This window comes from Paenibacillus sp. USDA918EY (assembly GCF_009870825.1).
Classification (GTDB): domain Bacteria; phylum Bacillota; class Bacilli; order Paenibacillales; family Paenibacillaceae; genus Paenibacillus_AQ; species Paenibacillus_AQ albilobatus.
The window spans coordinates 1-15981 of record NZ_WTWY01000022.1 but is presented as its reverse complement, the minus strand read 5'-3'; the positions used below and the strand labels follow the sequence as shown (position 1 = coordinate 15981).

Annotated in this window: 14 protein-coding genes; 7 read left to right on the top strand and 7 right to left on the bottom strand. The window is 53.6% G+C overall.

Annotation, left to right across the window (positions count from 1 at the left end; all coding sequences use genetic code 11):
• Nucleotides 1-9 precede the first annotated feature (9 nt).
• Nucleotides 10-1596 (top strand): aminomethyl-transferring glycine dehydrogenase subunit GcvPB, encoded by a 1587-nt coding sequence (gene gcvPB / locus GQY55_RS27670; protein ID WP_160045156.1) that lies wholly within the window; start codon nt 10-12, stop codon nt 1594-1596.
• Nucleotides 1597-1637: 41 nt separating this feature from the next.
• Here gcvPB and GQY55_RS27665 read toward each other — a convergent pair whose 3' ends face one another.
• Nucleotides 1638-1835 (bottom strand): hypothetical protein, encoded by a 198-nt coding sequence (locus tag GQY55_RS27665; protein WP_160045155.1) that lies wholly within the window; start codon nt 1833-1835, stop codon nt 1638-1640.
• 191 nt (nt 1836-2026) lie between these two features.
• On the opposite strand from GQY55_RS27665, the gene GQY55_RS27660 reads away from it, so the two are divergent.
• Genes GQY55_RS27660 through GQY55_RS27650 form a run of 3 tightly spaced genes read left to right on the top strand, consistent with a single transcriptional unit; the run spans nt 2027 to nt 6836 of the window.
• Nucleotides 2027-3202 (top strand): glucose-1-phosphate adenylyltransferase, encoded by a 1176-nt coding sequence (locus GQY55_RS27660; RefSeq protein ID WP_160045154.1) that lies wholly within the window; start codon nt 2027-2029, stop codon nt 3200-3202.
• Between the two features lie 43 nt (nt 3203-3245).
• A complete protein-coding gene (gene glgD, locus GQY55_RS27655) occupies nt 3246-4349 on the top strand; it encodes a glucose-1-phosphate adenylyltransferase subunit GlgD (protein ID WP_160045153.1) in 1104 nt (367 codons plus the stop codon).
• A gap of 27 nt (nt 4350-4376) precedes the next feature.
• Nucleotides 4377-6836, top strand: a complete 2460-nt coding sequence (locus GQY55_RS27650) for a glycogen/starch/alpha-glucan phosphorylase (protein WP_160045152.1) — start codon at nt 4377-4379, stop codon at nt 6834-6836.
• A 200-nt stretch (nt 6837-7036) separates the two neighbouring features.
• Here the strand turns inward: GQY55_RS27650 and GQY55_RS27645 are convergent, their stop codons facing one another.
• The 5 genes from GQY55_RS27645 to GQY55_RS27625 all read right to left on the bottom strand — a co-directional run bounded on the left by GQY55_RS27645 (nt 7037) and on the right by GQY55_RS27625 (nt 12220).
• Nucleotides 7037-7798 carry an SGNH/GDSL hydrolase family protein gene (locus GQY55_RS27645; RefSeq protein ID WP_160045151.1) on the bottom strand — a complete coding sequence of 254 codons (762 nt, stop codon included), beginning with the start codon at nt 7796-7798 and terminating at the stop codon, nt 7037-7039.
• 216 nt (nt 7799-8014) lie between these two features.
• A complete protein-coding gene (locus GQY55_RS27640; RefSeq protein WP_160045150.1) occupies nt 8015-9055 on the bottom strand; it encodes a Gfo/Idh/MocA family protein in 1041 nt (346 codons plus the stop codon).
• Nucleotides 9056-9097: 42 nt separating this feature from the next.
• Nucleotides 9098-10177 (bottom strand): Gfo/Idh/MocA family protein, encoded by a 1080-nt coding sequence (locus GQY55_RS27635; RefSeq protein WP_160045149.1) that lies wholly within the window; start codon nt 10175-10177, stop codon nt 9098-9100.
• Between the two features lie 4 nt (nt 10178-10181).
• Nucleotides 10182-11030, bottom strand: coding sequence for a sugar phosphate isomerase/epimerase family protein (locus GQY55_RS27630; protein WP_160045148.1), 849 nt, complete (start codon nt 11028-11030; stop codon nt 10182-10184).
• Nucleotides 11031-11056: 26 nt separating this feature from the next.
• Entirely contained in the window at nt 11057-12220 is a 1164-nt protein-coding gene (locus GQY55_RS27625) for a Gfo/Idh/MocA family protein (RefSeq protein ID WP_160045147.1), read from the bottom strand.
• Between the two features lie 157 nt (nt 12221-12377).
• On the opposite strand from GQY55_RS27625, the gene GQY55_RS27620 reads away from it, so the two are divergent.
• Nucleotides 12378-13205: an AraC family transcriptional regulator gene (locus GQY55_RS27620; RefSeq protein WP_236575913.1), complete on the top strand. Its 828-nt coding sequence runs from the start codon at nt 12378-12380 to the stop codon at nt 13203-13205.
• A gap of 158 nt (nt 13206-13363) precedes the next feature.
• The gene (locus GQY55_RS27615) at nt 13364-14287 is read left to right on the top strand and encodes a hypothetical protein (protein WP_160045146.1); all 924 of its coding nucleotides are present in this window, start codon (nt 13364-13366) and stop codon (nt 14285-14287) included.
• Nucleotides 14288-14391: 104 nt separating this feature from the next.
• On the opposite strand, the gene GQY55_RS27610 is transcribed toward GQY55_RS27615, so the two are convergent.
• Nucleotides 14392-14829, bottom strand: a complete 438-nt coding sequence (locus GQY55_RS27610) for an Rrf2 family transcriptional regulator (protein ID WP_160045145.1) — start codon at nt 14827-14829, stop codon at nt 14392-14394.
• A gap of 193 nt (nt 14830-15022) precedes the next feature.
• Here GQY55_RS27610 and GQY55_RS27605 point away from each other — a divergent pair, with 193 nt between their 5' ends.
• Nucleotides 15023-15664 carry an NAD(P)-dependent oxidoreductase gene (locus GQY55_RS27605; protein ID WP_160045144.1) on the top strand — a complete coding sequence of 214 codons (642 nt, stop codon included), beginning with the start codon at nt 15023-15025 and terminating at the stop codon, nt 15662-15664.
• Nucleotides 15665-15981 lie beyond the last annotated feature (317 nt).

Below are 15981 nucleotides of genomic sequence, written 5' to 3'. Positions count from 1 at the left end.
AGAGACGCCATGAAACGGATTAAGAGAGACCATAAGGTTCGTCAGTTCCACCAGGCCAAATGGGATGAACCGGTTATTTTTGAACTTCACCGTCCAGGGGAGCGGGGCGTCATCCCGCCGGGCGCCGAAGCCGCCGTAGCGGCCGCCGTCGGCAGCGCCGAGGACAGCATTCCCGCCTCCATGCGGCGCGCCTCGGCACTCGCGCTCCCGGAGATCGGGCAGGCCAAAGTGCTCCGCCATTACTTGAGATTGTCCCAGGAAACGCTGGGATCGGACTTGAACGTCGAAATCGGGCAGGGGACCTGCACGATGAAATACATTCCGCGCATCAATGAAATGCTGATCCGCAACCCGCGTTTAACGGAGCTTCATCCGCTGCAGGACGCCGGCACCGTGCAGGGCATGCTTGAAATCTATCATCGACTCGACCTTGCGATGCGCGAAATTTCCGGCATGGACGCTTTTTCATTCCAGCCGAGCAGCGGTACCCAAGCATTGCTGGCCATGGCGTCCATCGTCCGCGCTTATCATGATTCCCGCGGCGAAGGCGATCAGCGGGACGAAATCATTACGACGATTTTCTCGCATCCGTCCCAGGCGGCGACCGCTGCGGTCAAAGGCTACAAGATCATTACGCTGCATCCGGACGAAGACGGCTTCCCGGACCTTGAAAAACTGAAAAACGCCGTCTCCGAACGGACTGCCGGATTTGTCGTCGCGAACCCGGAAGACACGGGCATTTACAATCACCGCATCCGGGAATTTACGGATGTGGTGCATGCCGCAGGCGGCGTATGCTACTACGACCAAGCCAACGCCAACGGCTTGCTCGGCATCACCCGGGCGAAGGAAGCGGGCTTTGATATGTGCTTTTTCAACCTGCACAAAACCTTCGCCGCCCCGCATATGTGCGGAGGACCGGCGACGGGCGCGCTCGGCGTGATCGAAGAATTGAAGCCGTTCCTGCCGGGGCCGCTTGTGGAACGCGAAGAAGGCGGACGTTACGTGCTGAAGGATCAGGGCGAACTCAGCATCGGCAAGGTGCGCAGCTTCCACGGCGTCGCCCAAACCGTGCTGCGGGCATACGCCTGGATTCTGAGCCTTGGCGCTGAGGGCTTGAAGGACGTGGCCCAGGTCGCCGTGCTGAACAACAACTATTTGTACCATAAAATTTTGCAAATCCGCGGCGCAAGCGCTCCGTACATCAAGGGGCGCCGCCTCGAGCAGGTGCGCTACAGCTGGAAGCAGCTGACCGACGAAACCGGCGTCACAACCGAGGACATTACGCGCCGGATGTGTGATTTCGGGCTGCATTACTGGACCTCCCATCATCCGTACATCGTGCCGCAGCCGTTTACGCTCGAGCCGACCGAGTCTTATTCCAAGGAAGATCTTGACGAATACATTCAGGCGCTGGAGCAGATTTCGAATGAAGCCTATACGAATCCGGAGATCGTCAAAACGGCTCCGCATAACAGCACCGTTCACCGCAATGACGAATCGTCCCTGGACGATCCGAAGCGGTGGTGCATTACGTGGCGCGCTTATTTGAAAAAAACCGGGGTGAGCCCGCAGGAGCAAAAAGATCCCGTATGATCGCCGTTTATAAGCACAACCCGATAAGGGTATCCCAAAGGTTAAAGAACCTGCGGGATACCCTTTTTTCGTTCCGAACCTTTAAAGTTTCGGCTTTTTGCGGGATGAGAAATATGTTTAGCAAAAAAGCCATTATCTCGACGAATGAAAACGCTTACGTTTACATATTCCTGTAGCGATAACCAGATATCCGCAAAACGGTGAAGAGTCCAGCCCAAACCGCCTGCTGTTTTTTGCATCGAATGCCTCTTCATGAAAGCAAGATAACCGTTTTCACGCGGGCTGCCGGCTTATTAGCAGCATCCATGGCTGTTTCGGAAGTTTCGTTCCGTACGTTCAACCGTTTTGCACAAAGCTTGCATCTTGCGATATCCGTACATACCCATCATTGCAGGTTTCGTCCTTGAACATGATTGAAGGAGGTTTTTTCATGAGAAGAAAGGAAGTCGTAGCCATGCTGCTGGCAGGAGGACAGGGCAAGCGGCTTAAAGGCTTGACGAAAACGCTGGCCAAACCTGCGGTTTATTTTGGCGGAACCTACCGGATCATTGATTTTACGCTTAGCAACTGCTCCAATTCGGGGATCGATACCGTCGGCGTGCTTACGCAATACGAACCGCTCGTGCTCCATTCCTATATCGGGATCGGCAGAGACTGGGATATGGAGCATCGGAGCGGGGGCGTTTACGTTTTGCCGCCTTATGAGCGGGAAGACGGAACAAGCTGGTACAGGGGCACGGCGGATGCGATTTTCAGGAACCTGAAATTTATCGAGCAATACGATCCGGAGCATGTGCTGATTTTGTCCGGAGACCACATCTACAAAATGGATTATGATCAAATGCTGCAACACCACAAGAAAAATAACGCCGACTGCACCATTTCCGTGATCGATGTGACTTTGGAGGAAGCCACGCGGTTTGGCATTTTGAACACCGATGAAGAGCTTCGCATTTATGAATTCGAGGAAAAACCGGTGCGGCCAAGGAGCACTCTGGCATCGATGGGCGTATATTTATTCAAGTGGGATGTGTTGAAAACCTATTTGCTGCAAAACGTGGACCAGCCGGGCACAAGCCATGACTTTGGCAAAGACATCATTCCGATGATGCTCTCCGATGGAAGAAAGATGTACGCCTATCCGTTTGACGGCTATTGGAAGGACGTCGGAACGATCGACAGTCTGTGGGAAGCGAACATGGATCTTTTATCGGAGCATCCGAAGCTTGTTTTAAACGATCCGGGGTGGCGGATTTTTACGCGGAATCCGAACCAGCCTGCCGAATATATCGCGCCCGGTGCCAAAGTCCGGAATAGCATGATCAATGAAGGCTGCACCGTGTACGGCGAGGTAAGCCATTCCGTGCTGTTTTACGGGGTTGAGGTGGGGGAAGGCAGCGTGGTGAAGGATTCCGTCATCATGCCTCAGGTCAAGATCGGACGGAATGTTCGGATTCACCGTGCGATCGTTGCCGAGAACATGGTAATTGAGGATGGGACGGTCATCGGCGGATATCCGGAGGGAGAAGGGGGGATCGCGCTGATCAATGGCGACAGCGACATGGCGGCAGGCTCGAAAACATCAACTCCAACAACGATCATCTGAGGGCATACAAAATCTAAATAGTCAAAAAAAGGACGGTGCCTTTATGAAGCAACTCATGGGAGTCATCAATCTGGATCATGAGCTGGATTTGTTGAACGAGCTTACCTATTTCCGCTGCGGCGCGGCCGTGCCTTTTGCCGGCAGGTACCGGCTGATCGATTTCGTGATGTCCAATATGATGCATGCGGGCGTGCTTGATATCGCGCTGTTTGTCCGCCGTAAATACCGCTCGCTGCTGGATCACCTTGGCGAAGGACGCCCGTGGGATTTGGACCGCAAACGGGGCGGGCTGTTCATTCTCCCTCCCGACTGGAATGACCCGTCCGATGTTTCCAGCGGCGAAATGCAGCATATTCATAATAATCAGGACTTTTTTGAACGCGGTTCCGCCCAATATGTCATTTATACCGGAAGCCAGCACTTGAGCAATGTCGATTTTTGCGCGGCCTATGACTATCATCTGAAGCAGGAAGCCGACGTGACCTTGATCTACACGAAAGTGGACCGGCTCCGGCCGGAGCACCAATACTGCACCCGATTAGACGTGGACGAAAGCGGCAGAGTGACGGACATCCATCTCGAGCAGGACCACGCCAATATTTATATGGAAATGTTCATCATGGAGAAAAAGCTGTTCCTTCATCTCGCCAAGCAATGCATCGCCCATGGGGAAAGCCATTTTTTCCGCGACGCCATCCAGAAAAACCGCGGCAGGCTGCGTATTGCCGGCTACGAATACAACGGCTACCATGCCGTAATCAACTCGTTGGAGAGCTACTACCGCAACAGCCTGGAGCTGCTTCAGCCGGAAAAATACAATTCATTGTTCCGGGAACAGCCGGTTCACACCAAAATCAAATATGAGGTTCCGGCCAAATATTCGGAATCGGCGGATGTCAGCAATTCGCTGGTGGCCAACGGCTGCCAGATTGGGGGAACGGTCCACAACAGCATTTTATTCCGCGGGGTGCAGGTCAAGGAAGGGGCGCGGATCTATAATTCGATCATTATGCAAAAATGCGTCATCGAAGGGGATGCGGTGCTGGAAAACGTCATTCTGGACAAAGATGTCACCATCTCGAAGGGCCGCAAACTTCAAGGCGACGTAAAGAAGCCTTTTGTGGTTGCCAAAGACACCGCGATCTAAACTTAACGCGTCAGGGGGATAACTTCTTTGTTCTACGATATGGAATTATTCACAACGGTGTTTAAAGAACAGCTTGTCAGCCGCTTGGGGAAAAACGTTGAGGAGGCGACGGCAGACGACATATACAGGGTTCTCGGGAGCCTTATTCGTGAACATATCGGGCGCGAGTGGGCCGGAACCAATCAGGCTTACAAAACGAACCGGGAAAAGCAGGTTTATTATTTTTCGATGGAATTTCTGGTCGGCCGCATGCTCGGAAACAATGTGCTGAATCTCGGCGTATACGACACCGTCCGGAAAGGATTGAAGGAACTGGGCTGGGACTTGGAAACGATCGAAGAGCAGGAGCCGGACGCGGGCCTCGGGAACGGGGGGCTTGGCCGCCTCGCCGCCTGTTTTCTCGACTCGCTCGCTTCCTTGGGTTTTGCGGGACACGGCTGCGGCATCCGTTATAAATACGGCTTGTTCGAGCAAAAAATCGTCGACGGACATCAGGTGGAGCTCCCGGATCCCTGGCTGCAAAAAGGGAACGTGTGGGAGGAACGCCGGGAGGATAAGCGGGTTGAGGTCAGCTTTTGGGGCCGCGTGGAGGTGTCCGAGAAAAACGGCAGGACGGTCTTCGAAACGGTGGGCGACGAAAAAATTTGGGCCGTTCCCTATGACGTGCCGATCGTCGGTTACGGCAGCGCCCATGTCAATACGCTCCGGCTGTGGAGCGCGGAATCGGCGGCCGATCCGGCCAAAATGCGCTTCAGGGCCCAGAACGGGCAGCCCAATAACGGGTATTATACGTTTTTGGACTATAACCGTTCGGTCGAATCCATCTCCGAATTTTTGTATCCGGACGATTCGGGATACGAGGGCAAGCTGCTCCGCCTGAAGCAGCAATATTTTTTATGCTCGGCGGGGCTGCAGAGCGTGCTGCGGACTTTCGGGAAGCTGGGGCTCCCCTTTACCGAACTTCCCCGGAAGGTCGCCGTCCATATTAACGATACACATCCGACGCTGGTCATCCCGGAGCTGATGCGGATCCTGATCGACGAAAAAGGCTTCGGCTGGGATGAGGCATGGGATGTCACCACCCGGACGGTTTCATATACAAACCATACGCTGATGAGCGAAGCGCTTGAGAAATGGCCGATTCATATGGTGCGCGAGCTTCTGCCGCGGGTGTACATGATCATCGAGGAAATCAACAAACGTTTTTGCGGCATGCTCCTCGAACGTTTTCCGGGCAGGCAGGATCTCGTATCCCGGATGGCCGTCATCGAAAGCGGGCAGGTAAAGATGGCCCATTTGGCCGTCGTCGGCAGCTACAGCGTGAACGGCGTGGCCCGGCTGCATACCGAGCTTTTGAAAACGGACGTCATGCAGCCTTTTTACGGCCTGTTCCCGGAACGGTTCAACAACAAAACCAACGGCATCGCCCACCGCCGCTGGCTCATGCACGCCAATCCCGAGCTCGCCGGCCTCATCTGCGACAGCATCGGCACCGGCTGGATCGAACATCCCGATCGGCTGCAGGAATTGGAGCGTTTTCAAAACGACCCTCTTTTTCTGGAGGAAATCGGAAGGATCAAACGCGGAAACAAGCTGCGCCTTGCCGACTATATCCGGGAGAAGCAGGGCGTTTCGGTCGATCCGGACTCGCTTTTCGACGTGCAGGCGAAGCGCCTTCACGCCTATAAAAGGCAGCTGTTAAACGTTTTGCACATTATGCATCTATATCACCTTATGAAAGACGATCCGTCCGTGGATCGTTTGCCCCGCACGTTTATTTTTGCCGCCAAGGCGGCGCCGGCTTATTTTTTGGCGAAATGCATCATCAAGCTGATTCATGCCGTCATGGACACGGTCAACAACGATCCCCGCATGGAGGGCAAATTGAAAGTCGTGTTCCTCGAAAACTATTCCGTTTCCCTCGCCGAAAAAATCATCCCCGCCGCCAATGTCAGCGAGCAGATCTCCACGGCGGGCAAAGAGGCGTCCGGGACGGGCAACATGAAGTTCATGATGAACGGCGCGCTGACGGTCGGCACGCTCGACGGAGCCAACGTCGAAATTCATGAGCGCATCGGGGCGGAGAACATGTTCCTGTTCGGGCTTCGTTCGGAGGAAGTGCTGGATTATTACAATCATGGAGGATATTTGGCAAGGGAGGTTTATGAGCGCGACCCGAGGATCCAACGCGTGCTGGATGATTTGGTCCATCCCGGTCCGTTTAGCCGCCATGACCGCGAGTTCGAGTTCATCTACCAGTCGCTTCTCGATCATAACGACGAGTTTTTCGTCCTGCGCGATTTTGCGGGTTATGCCGATACGCATGCCGCCGTAGACCGGGCGTATTTGAACGCCCATGATTGGGCCGCCAAATCGGTCGTCAACATCGCCCATTCCGGCCATTTTTCCAGCGACTGCACCGTCAAGCGATACGCATCCGACATTTGGAAGATCCGTCCGGTACGGACCGCTTTCGAAATCAAGTAACCCCCGCAAAAGCACATGGGATGCCGGCATCGTTCCGTTGCATCGGCCCTCGGCAGCTTCGTACGGAAACAAAAATCCCCCTCGGAATCAGGCCCGGGCGCGCGAATGAATCATGCGCTGCTCGGCTTGCCCAGATCTCCGAGGGGAATTCTTTTTGTCTGATTTATGATTTGGCCCGCTTTGCGGGGTGATTTATGGTTTTATGCTTCGCAGGCGGCGTTTGTTCCGCCGTCCAGCAGCAGATGCTTGTAATTCGTTTTGACGAATTCCACCACTTTGTCGAAAATGATGCGGTGGCCGGCCTCATTCGGATGAATGCCGTCCGAGCATATAAATTTCGTGAAGTCGGGATGCTGCAGAAACGCGCCGCGAACGTCGATCAATTTCGTTTTGGTCAGCTCGGATACCTTGAGAATGGTCGAGTTGTATCGTTCCTGCCACCAATAGATTTTCGTGACGCTGCCGAGCCATTTCATAACGTTTTGCTGCGCCTCCGGATCGTTTTGCGTGACCCATTTGAAATAATTGTCCGCGTTCAGCGGAGGCAGGCTCATCAGAATCGGGATGATTTGCTGGCTTTTCAGCTCGTTGACCGTTTCCGTCAGCACTTTTTCGAACGTATGAAAATCCGTTTTCGGCAGATGCTCGCGGCCCGGGTCTTTGGCAATTTCGCTCCAGTTATAATCGCAATCGTTTCCGCCGTATTCGATCAGCACGATGTTCGGCTTCTCCTTTACGACATCCTTTTTCAGATTGCTTATTCCCTTGAGCAGCGTATTTCCGAATCTTGCCGTATTGCGGACGGCGCCCTTCAGCTTGCTTTGCAGCAGCGATACATAGTTATCCTCTAGAACGACGTATTTTTTTCGAACCTCGTCATACACGACACCTTTGGAGATGGAATCGCCGGATACGATGTATTTGGCACCGCCATCCCCGAATTCCTGTTGAAAACCGCTCACAGCATCACCCCGTTTCCAATATTATTTCTTTTAACTTCTATTGTAATGCAGTTTCTTCGTATATGGCAAATGAAGGCTGTCGGTGCCGGAAGACAGAAGGTATAACTGGTATCTCACGCCATAAAAACTCCCACGCCGAACGACCTGCGGGTCGCAGTGCGAACCGGCAGAATCGGTGTGGGAGTTTTTTTAACATCATCTCATAGCTTCCCGTTGTTACTTCGAAAGCACGGCGTTAGACGGAGGAAACCGCAGCCCTTGGCCGCTTCGGGTTCGCTCGTACAATGCTTCGATCAGCTGCAGCGCCTTGATGCCTTCCTCGCCGTCGATCCAAAACGGACGATCCTCCCGGACATGCGCGTAAAAATCGGCGATCAGTTTCCGGTGGCTCGGCCCCCAATAGGATTTGCCCCCAAAATTGGAATGGGGCGGCTCGCTCAGGCGCGTTTCATTTCCGTCTTTCCATAGGTACAGCGAATCCCGCCGCTGCGTTAACACGCCATGCTCGAATACGATCTCCAGCTCCACGGGGGAATCGGTGCCGTATCCGTTTGTCCCGTAAAACAACGCCCTGGCGCCGTTTGCGAAATCGATGCAGGCATGTGCCGTATCCTCCACCTCGATGGCGTCCTCCAGCGTATCGGAGGTTACGCTTCCTTTCACGGAAGAAATTTCGCCGCCGAACCATTGCAGCAAATCCAAGGTGTGGATGGCTTGGTTAATCAGGACGCCGCCGCCTTCGGTAGCCCATTTGCCCCGCCACGCACCGCTTTCATAGTAGGCGCGGCCGCGGTTCCAAGTAACGATGCCCTTCATGCAAACCAACTTGCCCAGTTCGCCGGATGCGATATATTCATGAATGATCCGCGAAGCGTCATTGTAGCGGTTTTGGAACGTAACGCCGAGCTGGCTCCGGCTTTTTTTCGCCGCTTCGGTCATCGCTCTCGCCGCCGCGGCGTTTTCCGCGATCGGTTTTTCCGTCAGGACATGCTTGCCGGCGGCAAGCAGCCCAATGGCCATTTCGGCATGGAGGTAATGGGGGGTGCACAGATGCACGATTTGAATGTCTTCCCGTTCAAGCAGCACCTTGTAATCCGCGGCGGCTTCGCATCCGTAACGGCTTGCCGCGGCTTGCGCTTTCTCCGGATCCGTATCGATCGCCATCCGCAGCTCAGCGTCCTCCAGTTCCTCAATCGAGCCGGCATGAAGGGGATAGATGGCTCCGCAGCCGATAATCGCTGCTCCTAACTTTTGCATGACGATTCCCGTCCTGTCCGTAAAATTTGGCATGGCCATACGTTATGAAACGCGGACGGCCATTTCCTGCGCCTTCAAGCATAATTCCGCCGCCTTGAAGGCATGCTCCTGCGTCATCGCATGTTCGGTCCGGTTCAAGCAGTCGAGGATCAGTTCCCCGAAAAACGGATACCCGACCTGCCCGTTCACGTCGAATCTGCGCTCCCCGTCTTTGTTCACCAAGTAGACGTGGTCTCCGGCCGAATCCCTGGCGATGTCGATATATTTGCGCAGCTCGATGTACCCGTCGGTGCCGAGGATAAACGTCCTGCCGTCGCCCCATGTTCCGAGCCCGTCCGGCGTAAACCAGTCGACCCGGAAATATTGGGTGGCTCCGTTGTCGCCTACCAGCGTCGCGTCGCCGTAATCTTCAAGCTCCGGATATTCCGGGTGGTTGTAATTGGCGATTTTGCTGTGCAGCACCTTTGCGTCTTTGCAGCCGGAATAGTAGAGGAACTGTTCGATTTGATGGCTGCCGATGTCGCATACAATGCCGCCGTATTTTTCCTTTTGGAAAAACCATTCCGGGCGCGAGGACGCGCTTAATCGATGCGGGCCGAACCCGGTAACCTGCAGCACGCGGCCGATGGCGCCTTCACGGATCAGCTGCCCCGCGTACACGGCGGACTCGACGTGAAGCCGCTCGCTGTAATACACCATATATTTTTTGCCGGTTACCCGGACCTTCGCCCGTGCCGCTTCAAGCTGCTCCAATGACGTAAACGGCGTTTTGTCGGTAAAGTAATCCTTGCCCGCATCCATGACCTGGAGTCCCAGCGCGCAGCGTTCGGAAGGGATAGCGGCGGCCGCAACGAGGCGCACTTCCGGATCTTCGAGCACCTGCTCCAGACTGTCCGCTGCTTTTGCTCCCGGAAACTTGGAAGCAAAGCTCTCGGCTTTGGCATGATCGCGGTCGTACACCCATTTCAAAGTTGCCCCGGCTTCGACCAGCCCTTTGCTCATGCCGTGGATATGCCCGTGATCGAGCGCGGCGGCCGCGAACACGAATTCGCCGGGCTTCACGACATGGTTCGGCTTGCCCTGCGGGGCGTAATTCATTCCGTCCTGTTTTGAAGCTGTCATCCGTTTACATCCTTTCGCGCATAAATTGGCCGAACTGCTTCAGCAGCTCGCGGGAGTCATATTGGGCGCTGAAGTCCTCGATGCCGAGGTACCCGTCGTACCCTACGCTTTTCAAGTCCTCGACGAACGAGGCAAAATCGATGACGCCTTCCCGCAGCGGAGCCCATTCCGACCGCCATTTGGCGGTGCCGTCCTCGCGGCTGCCTTCCTGCACGAAACGCGCGTTTTTTATATGGACATGCGCCAAATATGGGCCAAGCAGCTGCATGCCCATGCGGTAATGCTCGAAACCTTCGTGTACCATGTTGCCCGGATCGAGCAGCACGCCGATATGATCCGGGTCGCAGTGGCTTACGAGACGGTGGGCGAGTCCCGCGCTTGGCGCGATCGTCCCGTGATGCGTTTCGACGACGCCTTTGACGCCGTATTGCTTCGCAAGCCGTTCGGCTTCCTTCAAATAGTTCACCGTTTTGTCGTACAAATCCGGATAGGATAACGTTTTATTGTAAGGGGCCACGCCGATCCGGATCATGCTTGCTCCTAGCAGGCGGGCCGCATGGAAGGCATGCTCCGTTTCGTCGAGCTTCATTTCGTTTAAGTAAGGGGTCACGCTCACGACTTCGAGTCCTTGATCCTCCGTAGCTTGTTTGAATTTAAGCATCTCCGGCTCCGGAAGGGAGGGATCGATGGAGCACAGGTTGTTTCCCCAGAAGGAAGGCTGCTCTCCCGCTACGGCCTCCGGCACTTCCTTGAACCGCCATTCGACGCCGTGAAGCCCGGCTTCTTTGGCGGCTTGAACCAGTTCTTCGGGGGTCAGGTCCGGGGTCGCTACGGTAAATACGGAAAGTTTCATTTGGTTTATGCCTCCTCGTTAAGGGATTAATGCGTTCCTTTTACGTCCAGGACAGCGGCTGCGGCAGGATCTTTGCGGAACGTGGAGTGTGCTATTTTTTCCTGAAGCTTTTCGTAAAAAAGATCCTCGTCGAGCGGCAGATCGACCCAATCGTCGGTCCAGGCGGACAAATGCATCGCGTTCGAGATGGTCAGGCCGAGAATGCCTTCTTCGCCTGGCGCAAGCAGCTTTTCGCCGTGCAGGAGCGCGTTCGTGAAATTTTGCAAAATGCCTTTATGCTGCGGCCCGCCGCCGCCCGCCACCGGAATGTCGCACACCCAGCACTCCGGCTGCCCGAATCCTCCTTTGTATTCGCGGTTGAACTGAGGTTCGGGAACGCGGAGACGCCAGAAGGTCAATTTATCGTTTTCGATGACGATTTTGCCGTTGTCTCCGGTAATTTCGAAACGGTTCGTGCCGGGGCTTTCCCCGACGGTCGTCACGAACACGCCCGTGGCTCCGTTTTCATATTCGACGTAAGCGGTCACGTCGTCTTCGACTTCGATGTTCCGGTATTTGCCGAAATGGCAAAATGCCCGGACGCGTTTCGGCATCATGCCGGTCGTCCACTGCCACAGGTCCAGCTGGTGGGGATCCTGGTTCAGCAGCACGCCGCCGCCTTCGCCGGCCCAAGTGGCGCGCCAGCCGCCCGAATCGTAGTAGCTTTGCGAGCGGTACCAGTTCGTGATGATCCAGTTCGTTCTGCGAACCTCGCCGAGCTCGCCGGATTGGATCAGGTCGCGAAGCTTGATGTACAGCGGATTCGTGCGCTGGTTGTACATGATGCCGAATTGCTTGCCGCTTTTCGCCGCCGCTTCATTCATTTCCCTTACCGCTTTGGTATACACGCCGGCGGGTTTTTCCACCAGCACATGGTAACCGTTTTCAAAGGCTTTGACGGCCATCCCCGGATGATCGTAATGCGGCACCGCAATCAGCACGGCATCCATCGCCTTGGACGCCCAGAACGCCTCGGGTTCGTCAAACAGCTGCACCGATTCCGGGAGATGCTGCTTCGCCCATTCCAGTCTTTCGGGGTTCGTGTCGCAGACGGCTGTCAGCTCGGCCCCCCGGATTTCCCCGCACAGGTTGTGAGCGTGAGAGACGCCCATATTTCCAATTCCGATAATGCCATAGCGAACCTTTTCCATGCCGGAATTTCACCCTTTCTCTTGCTATTCCCCCTAAGCTTAGCCCGAATCGAAAGAGATGAGAATAACTTGGATTAAGAGTGTTTTGCACAAAATTAAGGTGTTTTGGATAAATCGCCGATGGTACAATAAGGGGGACGAAAAGGGGGAGGGTCTCGTGGAACTGGCGCTGGACATGGCCGGCAAGATGCCGGAAGGACTGACGTTAAACATCAGCTACGCCCAATATCGAAAAGGTTTTCCCGGCTGGAACCGGACGGAAATCGCCCCGTCCTTTCACCGGTTGTATTTTATTGCGGAAGGCCGCGGTTCGGTTACCCTGAACGGGGTCAAATACGAACCAAAACCCAATCAGATGATGATTATGCCGGCAGGCACAAACCAGATGGCATTAACCGATCAGGAAGATCCGTATTCGCGTTATTTTTGCCATTTTGACGCTCAGGTGGGGGAGTGGCCTTTGTTCCCGGCCGACGGAAAACTGTACATATGCGATGCCCGGGACCCGGGGTTTATCGAGTCGACCTTCACGGAGCTGGTGGATTTGTTTCACCGGGGAGGGCCTTTTTCGGTGCTTCGGGCCCAGGCCTGCCTTTTGACGATGCTGGCATGCTGCCTGGAGGACGGGGGTTATACGGATTTTTGGAAAGATTTTATGCAGCAGGCGGAACGGAGCAAGCTCGGAAACGTATTAACCTATATCCAAACGCATTTGCATGAACCGATGGAAATCGAGCAGCTGGCGGAGATCGTGCACCTGCATCCGAATTATTTTATTCCCTATTTTAGAAAGATCATGGGAGTCACGCCGATGCATTACGTGCAGCGCAAACGGATGGAGGAAGCCAAACGGCTGCTGACTTACACCGACACCGCCGTTTCGGATATCGCCGACCAGATCGGCATGCAGCTGGCCTATTTTTCGCGGCAGTTCAAAGGGTACACGGGATTGTCGCCTTCGGCCTACCGCGCCTGCATTCGTTGATGGCGGATTGCTCTAATGCGAAGCCGGCTTTGCTTACCAAAGCATCGATTTCATGGTTCTAAAGTAAGGTTTTATTATTTGCGTATTGGAAGGCATCCCTTCATTGGGTAAGATATGGATGGCTTCGGCCCCTAAAACAAACGAAAGGTGAGATGCGAATGAAACGAGCCGTCTTCAAACCCCTGTTGACGGTATTAAGCCTGGCGGTTGCCTTAGTCATGGTTTTCCCGGCAGGTTCAGCCAGCGCGGCCGATTCCAAATGGATCAATCAGGTGCAAGCCGACTACACCGCCTACAACCAGAAAATGACCACCTCCTACAAAAATTATCAGCAGCAAATCGAGACCAGCTATAACCAGTATTTGACCCGATACACGGCAACCATGACCGAGCTCGAAAGCAAGGTGTTGTCGGATTTGAAACAGTGGGACGAAACGCTGGAAACGGATTATAACCAATTGAAGGAAAAATACGGGGATGACCGGGATAAAGCCAATGCCCTAAGAACCTATGATAAATACATTAACCAGCACTTCCGGGGCAGCCCGATGAACCTTTACGCCACGGCCGCCAACCGCGACTACCGGGAAAGCACCATGTGGGTCTATAGTACGGCGCTGAACGAAAATTTCATTGACAGCAAAACGTGGAGATACAGCAAGGCGATCAATCCAAACTATTTGGACAGCGCCGCGTTCAAATACAGCAAAGCGGTCAATGAAAACTACTATGACAGTCCGATGCAAAGATTGAAGCACGCTTCAAGCAAAAGCTATTATGGCAGTCCCATCTATCAATACTACTACGGGAAAATCAGCAAAACGAAAGCACAGCAGGAATACGCGAAAATCTATAAGCAGCAAACGGAAAGATTGAACGCCATCATCACGAAAAGCAAGCAGGATATTGCGAACAGGGCGGAGGTTACGCGGCAAGAGCTGGATCTGCTGCATGCCAAATCCGTCGACGCGCTGGAACAGCGGCGGGAGGAAGCGCTGAAAAAGATTTCGGACCTGCGCATTCAAATTTGCGGGGAAGGACTCAGCTGGGAGCCGCTGCTGAAAAAACCTGCCCAACAATGAAGTTATCTTATAAATAATGAAACGGAAAACGAGGCGAACCTCCGTGCAAGGGGATCGGCCTCGTTTTTCGTTTCGTCGTTTCTTAGTTTTCTTACCGTTCTTATTTATTTCACGTTTTCGGATTTCAAAATATCTTCAACCACGTCGGCAAGGGTAACGAGCTCCAAGGAATGTTCCATTGCTTTTTGGGCTGCGGAAAATTGCTTGGTCAGCGACTGCTGGATGTTCCGCCCGACGATACATTCCGGGTTGGGATGTTCATGGGAACTGAATAAATCGTTTTCGGCCACGACGTTCACCGCCTTGTATACGTCCAAAAGCGTAATGCCGGACAATTCTTTGGCAAGTTCAGCCCCGGGCACGCCTGCGCGCACATGAACCAGCCCCGCTGTTTTCAGCATGCCCATGACTTTGCGGATCACGACGGGATTCGTATTGACGCTGCCGGCAATATACTCCGAAGTGCTTTCACTCCTGTCTTTGCTGATGGCCAGCAAGCACAAAATGTGTATCGCGACGGAAAATCTGCTGCTGATGGACATCTTCGACCCCTTCTTTCTTCCTTTACGAATATAATCTTTTATATCATGACCATACTATCCATACAAGTAATGCGGCGCATACAAACATGCATTTGGAAAGACGGTTGACAAAACGTTCATCTGTAACTATTATGGTTACATGTAATCAATGATATTACAGGTTGTTTTAACATACGGGGGAGGAAAACATGTTATGAAAATCGCAGTCATTGGCGCCACCGGAAAAGCGGGAAGCCTGATCGTTCAAGAGGCGCTCCAACGCGGACATGAGGTGACGGCCATCGTAAGGAACGCATCCAAATGGCAAGGCGGCCAACTTGCGGTCATCGAGAAGGATTTGTTTGATTTGACGGCTGCGGATCTGCAGCCATTCGACGTCGTCGTGAACGCATTCTCGGCGCCTCCGGGAAGCGAGCATCTTCACGTGGAAGCGGGAAAAGTACTCATTCATGCATTAAAAGGAGCTCCGAGCACCAAGCTGTTTGTCGTCGGCGGAGCCGGCAGCTTGTTTGCGGACGAAGCTAAAACAGTAAGAGTAATGGATACGCCGGACTTCCCGAGCATCTATTACCCGACAGCATCCAATCAGGGCAAAAACCTGGAGGATCTGCAGCAGGCGGAAGGGATCACGTGGACGTTCCTCAGTCCGTCGGCGTTTTTTGATCCGGAGGGAAAAAGAACGGGAGCTTATAAAACAGGCAAAGACCATCTGCTTGTAAACTCCAAAGGCGAAAGCTACGTCAGTTACGCGGATTATGCCATCGCCGTACTCGACGAACTCGAAAATCCGAAACATATCAATGAACGTTTTACGGTTGTGGCGGAGCATATATAATAGAACGAAAATAAGATCACTTTGGACTGCAGGCCGGGAGTCTGTCTGAGCGAATGAATTGCTTGGGCAGACTTCTTTCATTAATTAAAAGGAAGAAGCAAATAAACCGGTTTGCGATTGTAAAATTTTGTCGCTTGCAGCAAACTGCTAATCATGGTAAATTATAAATCCGGCCGACGGAAACGAAGGTTGGAACAAGAAATCAAAAAAGAACTTAAAAAAAAGTTCTTGCAATGTTCGATAGAACGTGATATTATATAAGAGTTGCTGCTGAACATAACGGCGGCGACGAAAACGAAGTGTTTGATCTTTGAAAA

What these genes read in the sequence shown, in the direction of transcription:
- gcvPB (WP_160045156.1), top strand. Translation starts at nt 10, where the DNA reads ATGAAACGGATTAAGAGAGACCATAAGGTTCGTCAGTTCCACCAGGCC.
- GQY55_RS27665 (WP_160045155.1), bottom strand. Translation starts at nt 1,835, where the DNA reads ATGCAAAAAACAGCAGGCGGTTTGGGCTGGACTCTTCACCGTTTTGCG.
- GQY55_RS27660 (WP_160045154.1), top strand. Translation starts at nt 2,027, where the DNA reads ATGAGAAGAAAGGAAGTCGTAGCCATGCTGCTGGCAGGAGGACAGGGC.
- glgD (WP_160045153.1), top strand. Translation starts at nt 3,246, where the DNA reads ATGAAGCAACTCATGGGAGTCATCAATCTGGATCATGAGCTGGATTTG.
- GQY55_RS27640 (WP_160045150.1), bottom strand. Translation starts at nt 9,055, where the DNA reads ATGCAAAAGTTAGGAGCAGCGATTATCGGCTGCGGAGCCATCTATCCC.
- GQY55_RS27635 (WP_160045149.1), bottom strand. Translation starts at nt 10,177, where the DNA reads ATGACAGCTTCAAAACAGGACGGAATGAATTACGCCCCGCAGGGCAAG.
- GQY55_RS27630 (WP_160045148.1), bottom strand. Translation starts at nt 11,030, where the DNA reads ATGAAACTTTCCGTATTTACCGTAGCGACCCCGGACCTGACCCCCGAA.
- GQY55_RS27625 (WP_160045147.1), bottom strand. Translation starts at nt 12,220, where the DNA reads ATGGAAAAGGTTCGCTATGGCATTATCGGAATTGGAAATATGGGCGTC.
- GQY55_RS27615 (WP_160045146.1), top strand. Translation starts at nt 13,364, where the DNA reads ATGAAACGAGCCGTCTTCAAACCCCTGTTGACGGTATTAAGCCTGGCG.
- GQY55_RS27610 (WP_160045145.1), bottom strand. Translation starts at nt 14,829, where the DNA reads ATGTCCATCAGCAGCAGATTTTCCGTCGCGATACACATTTTGTGCTTG.
- GQY55_RS27605 (WP_160045144.1), top strand. Translation starts at nt 15,023, where the DNA reads ATGAAAATCGCAGTCATTGGCGCCACCGGAAAAGCGGGAAGCCTGATC.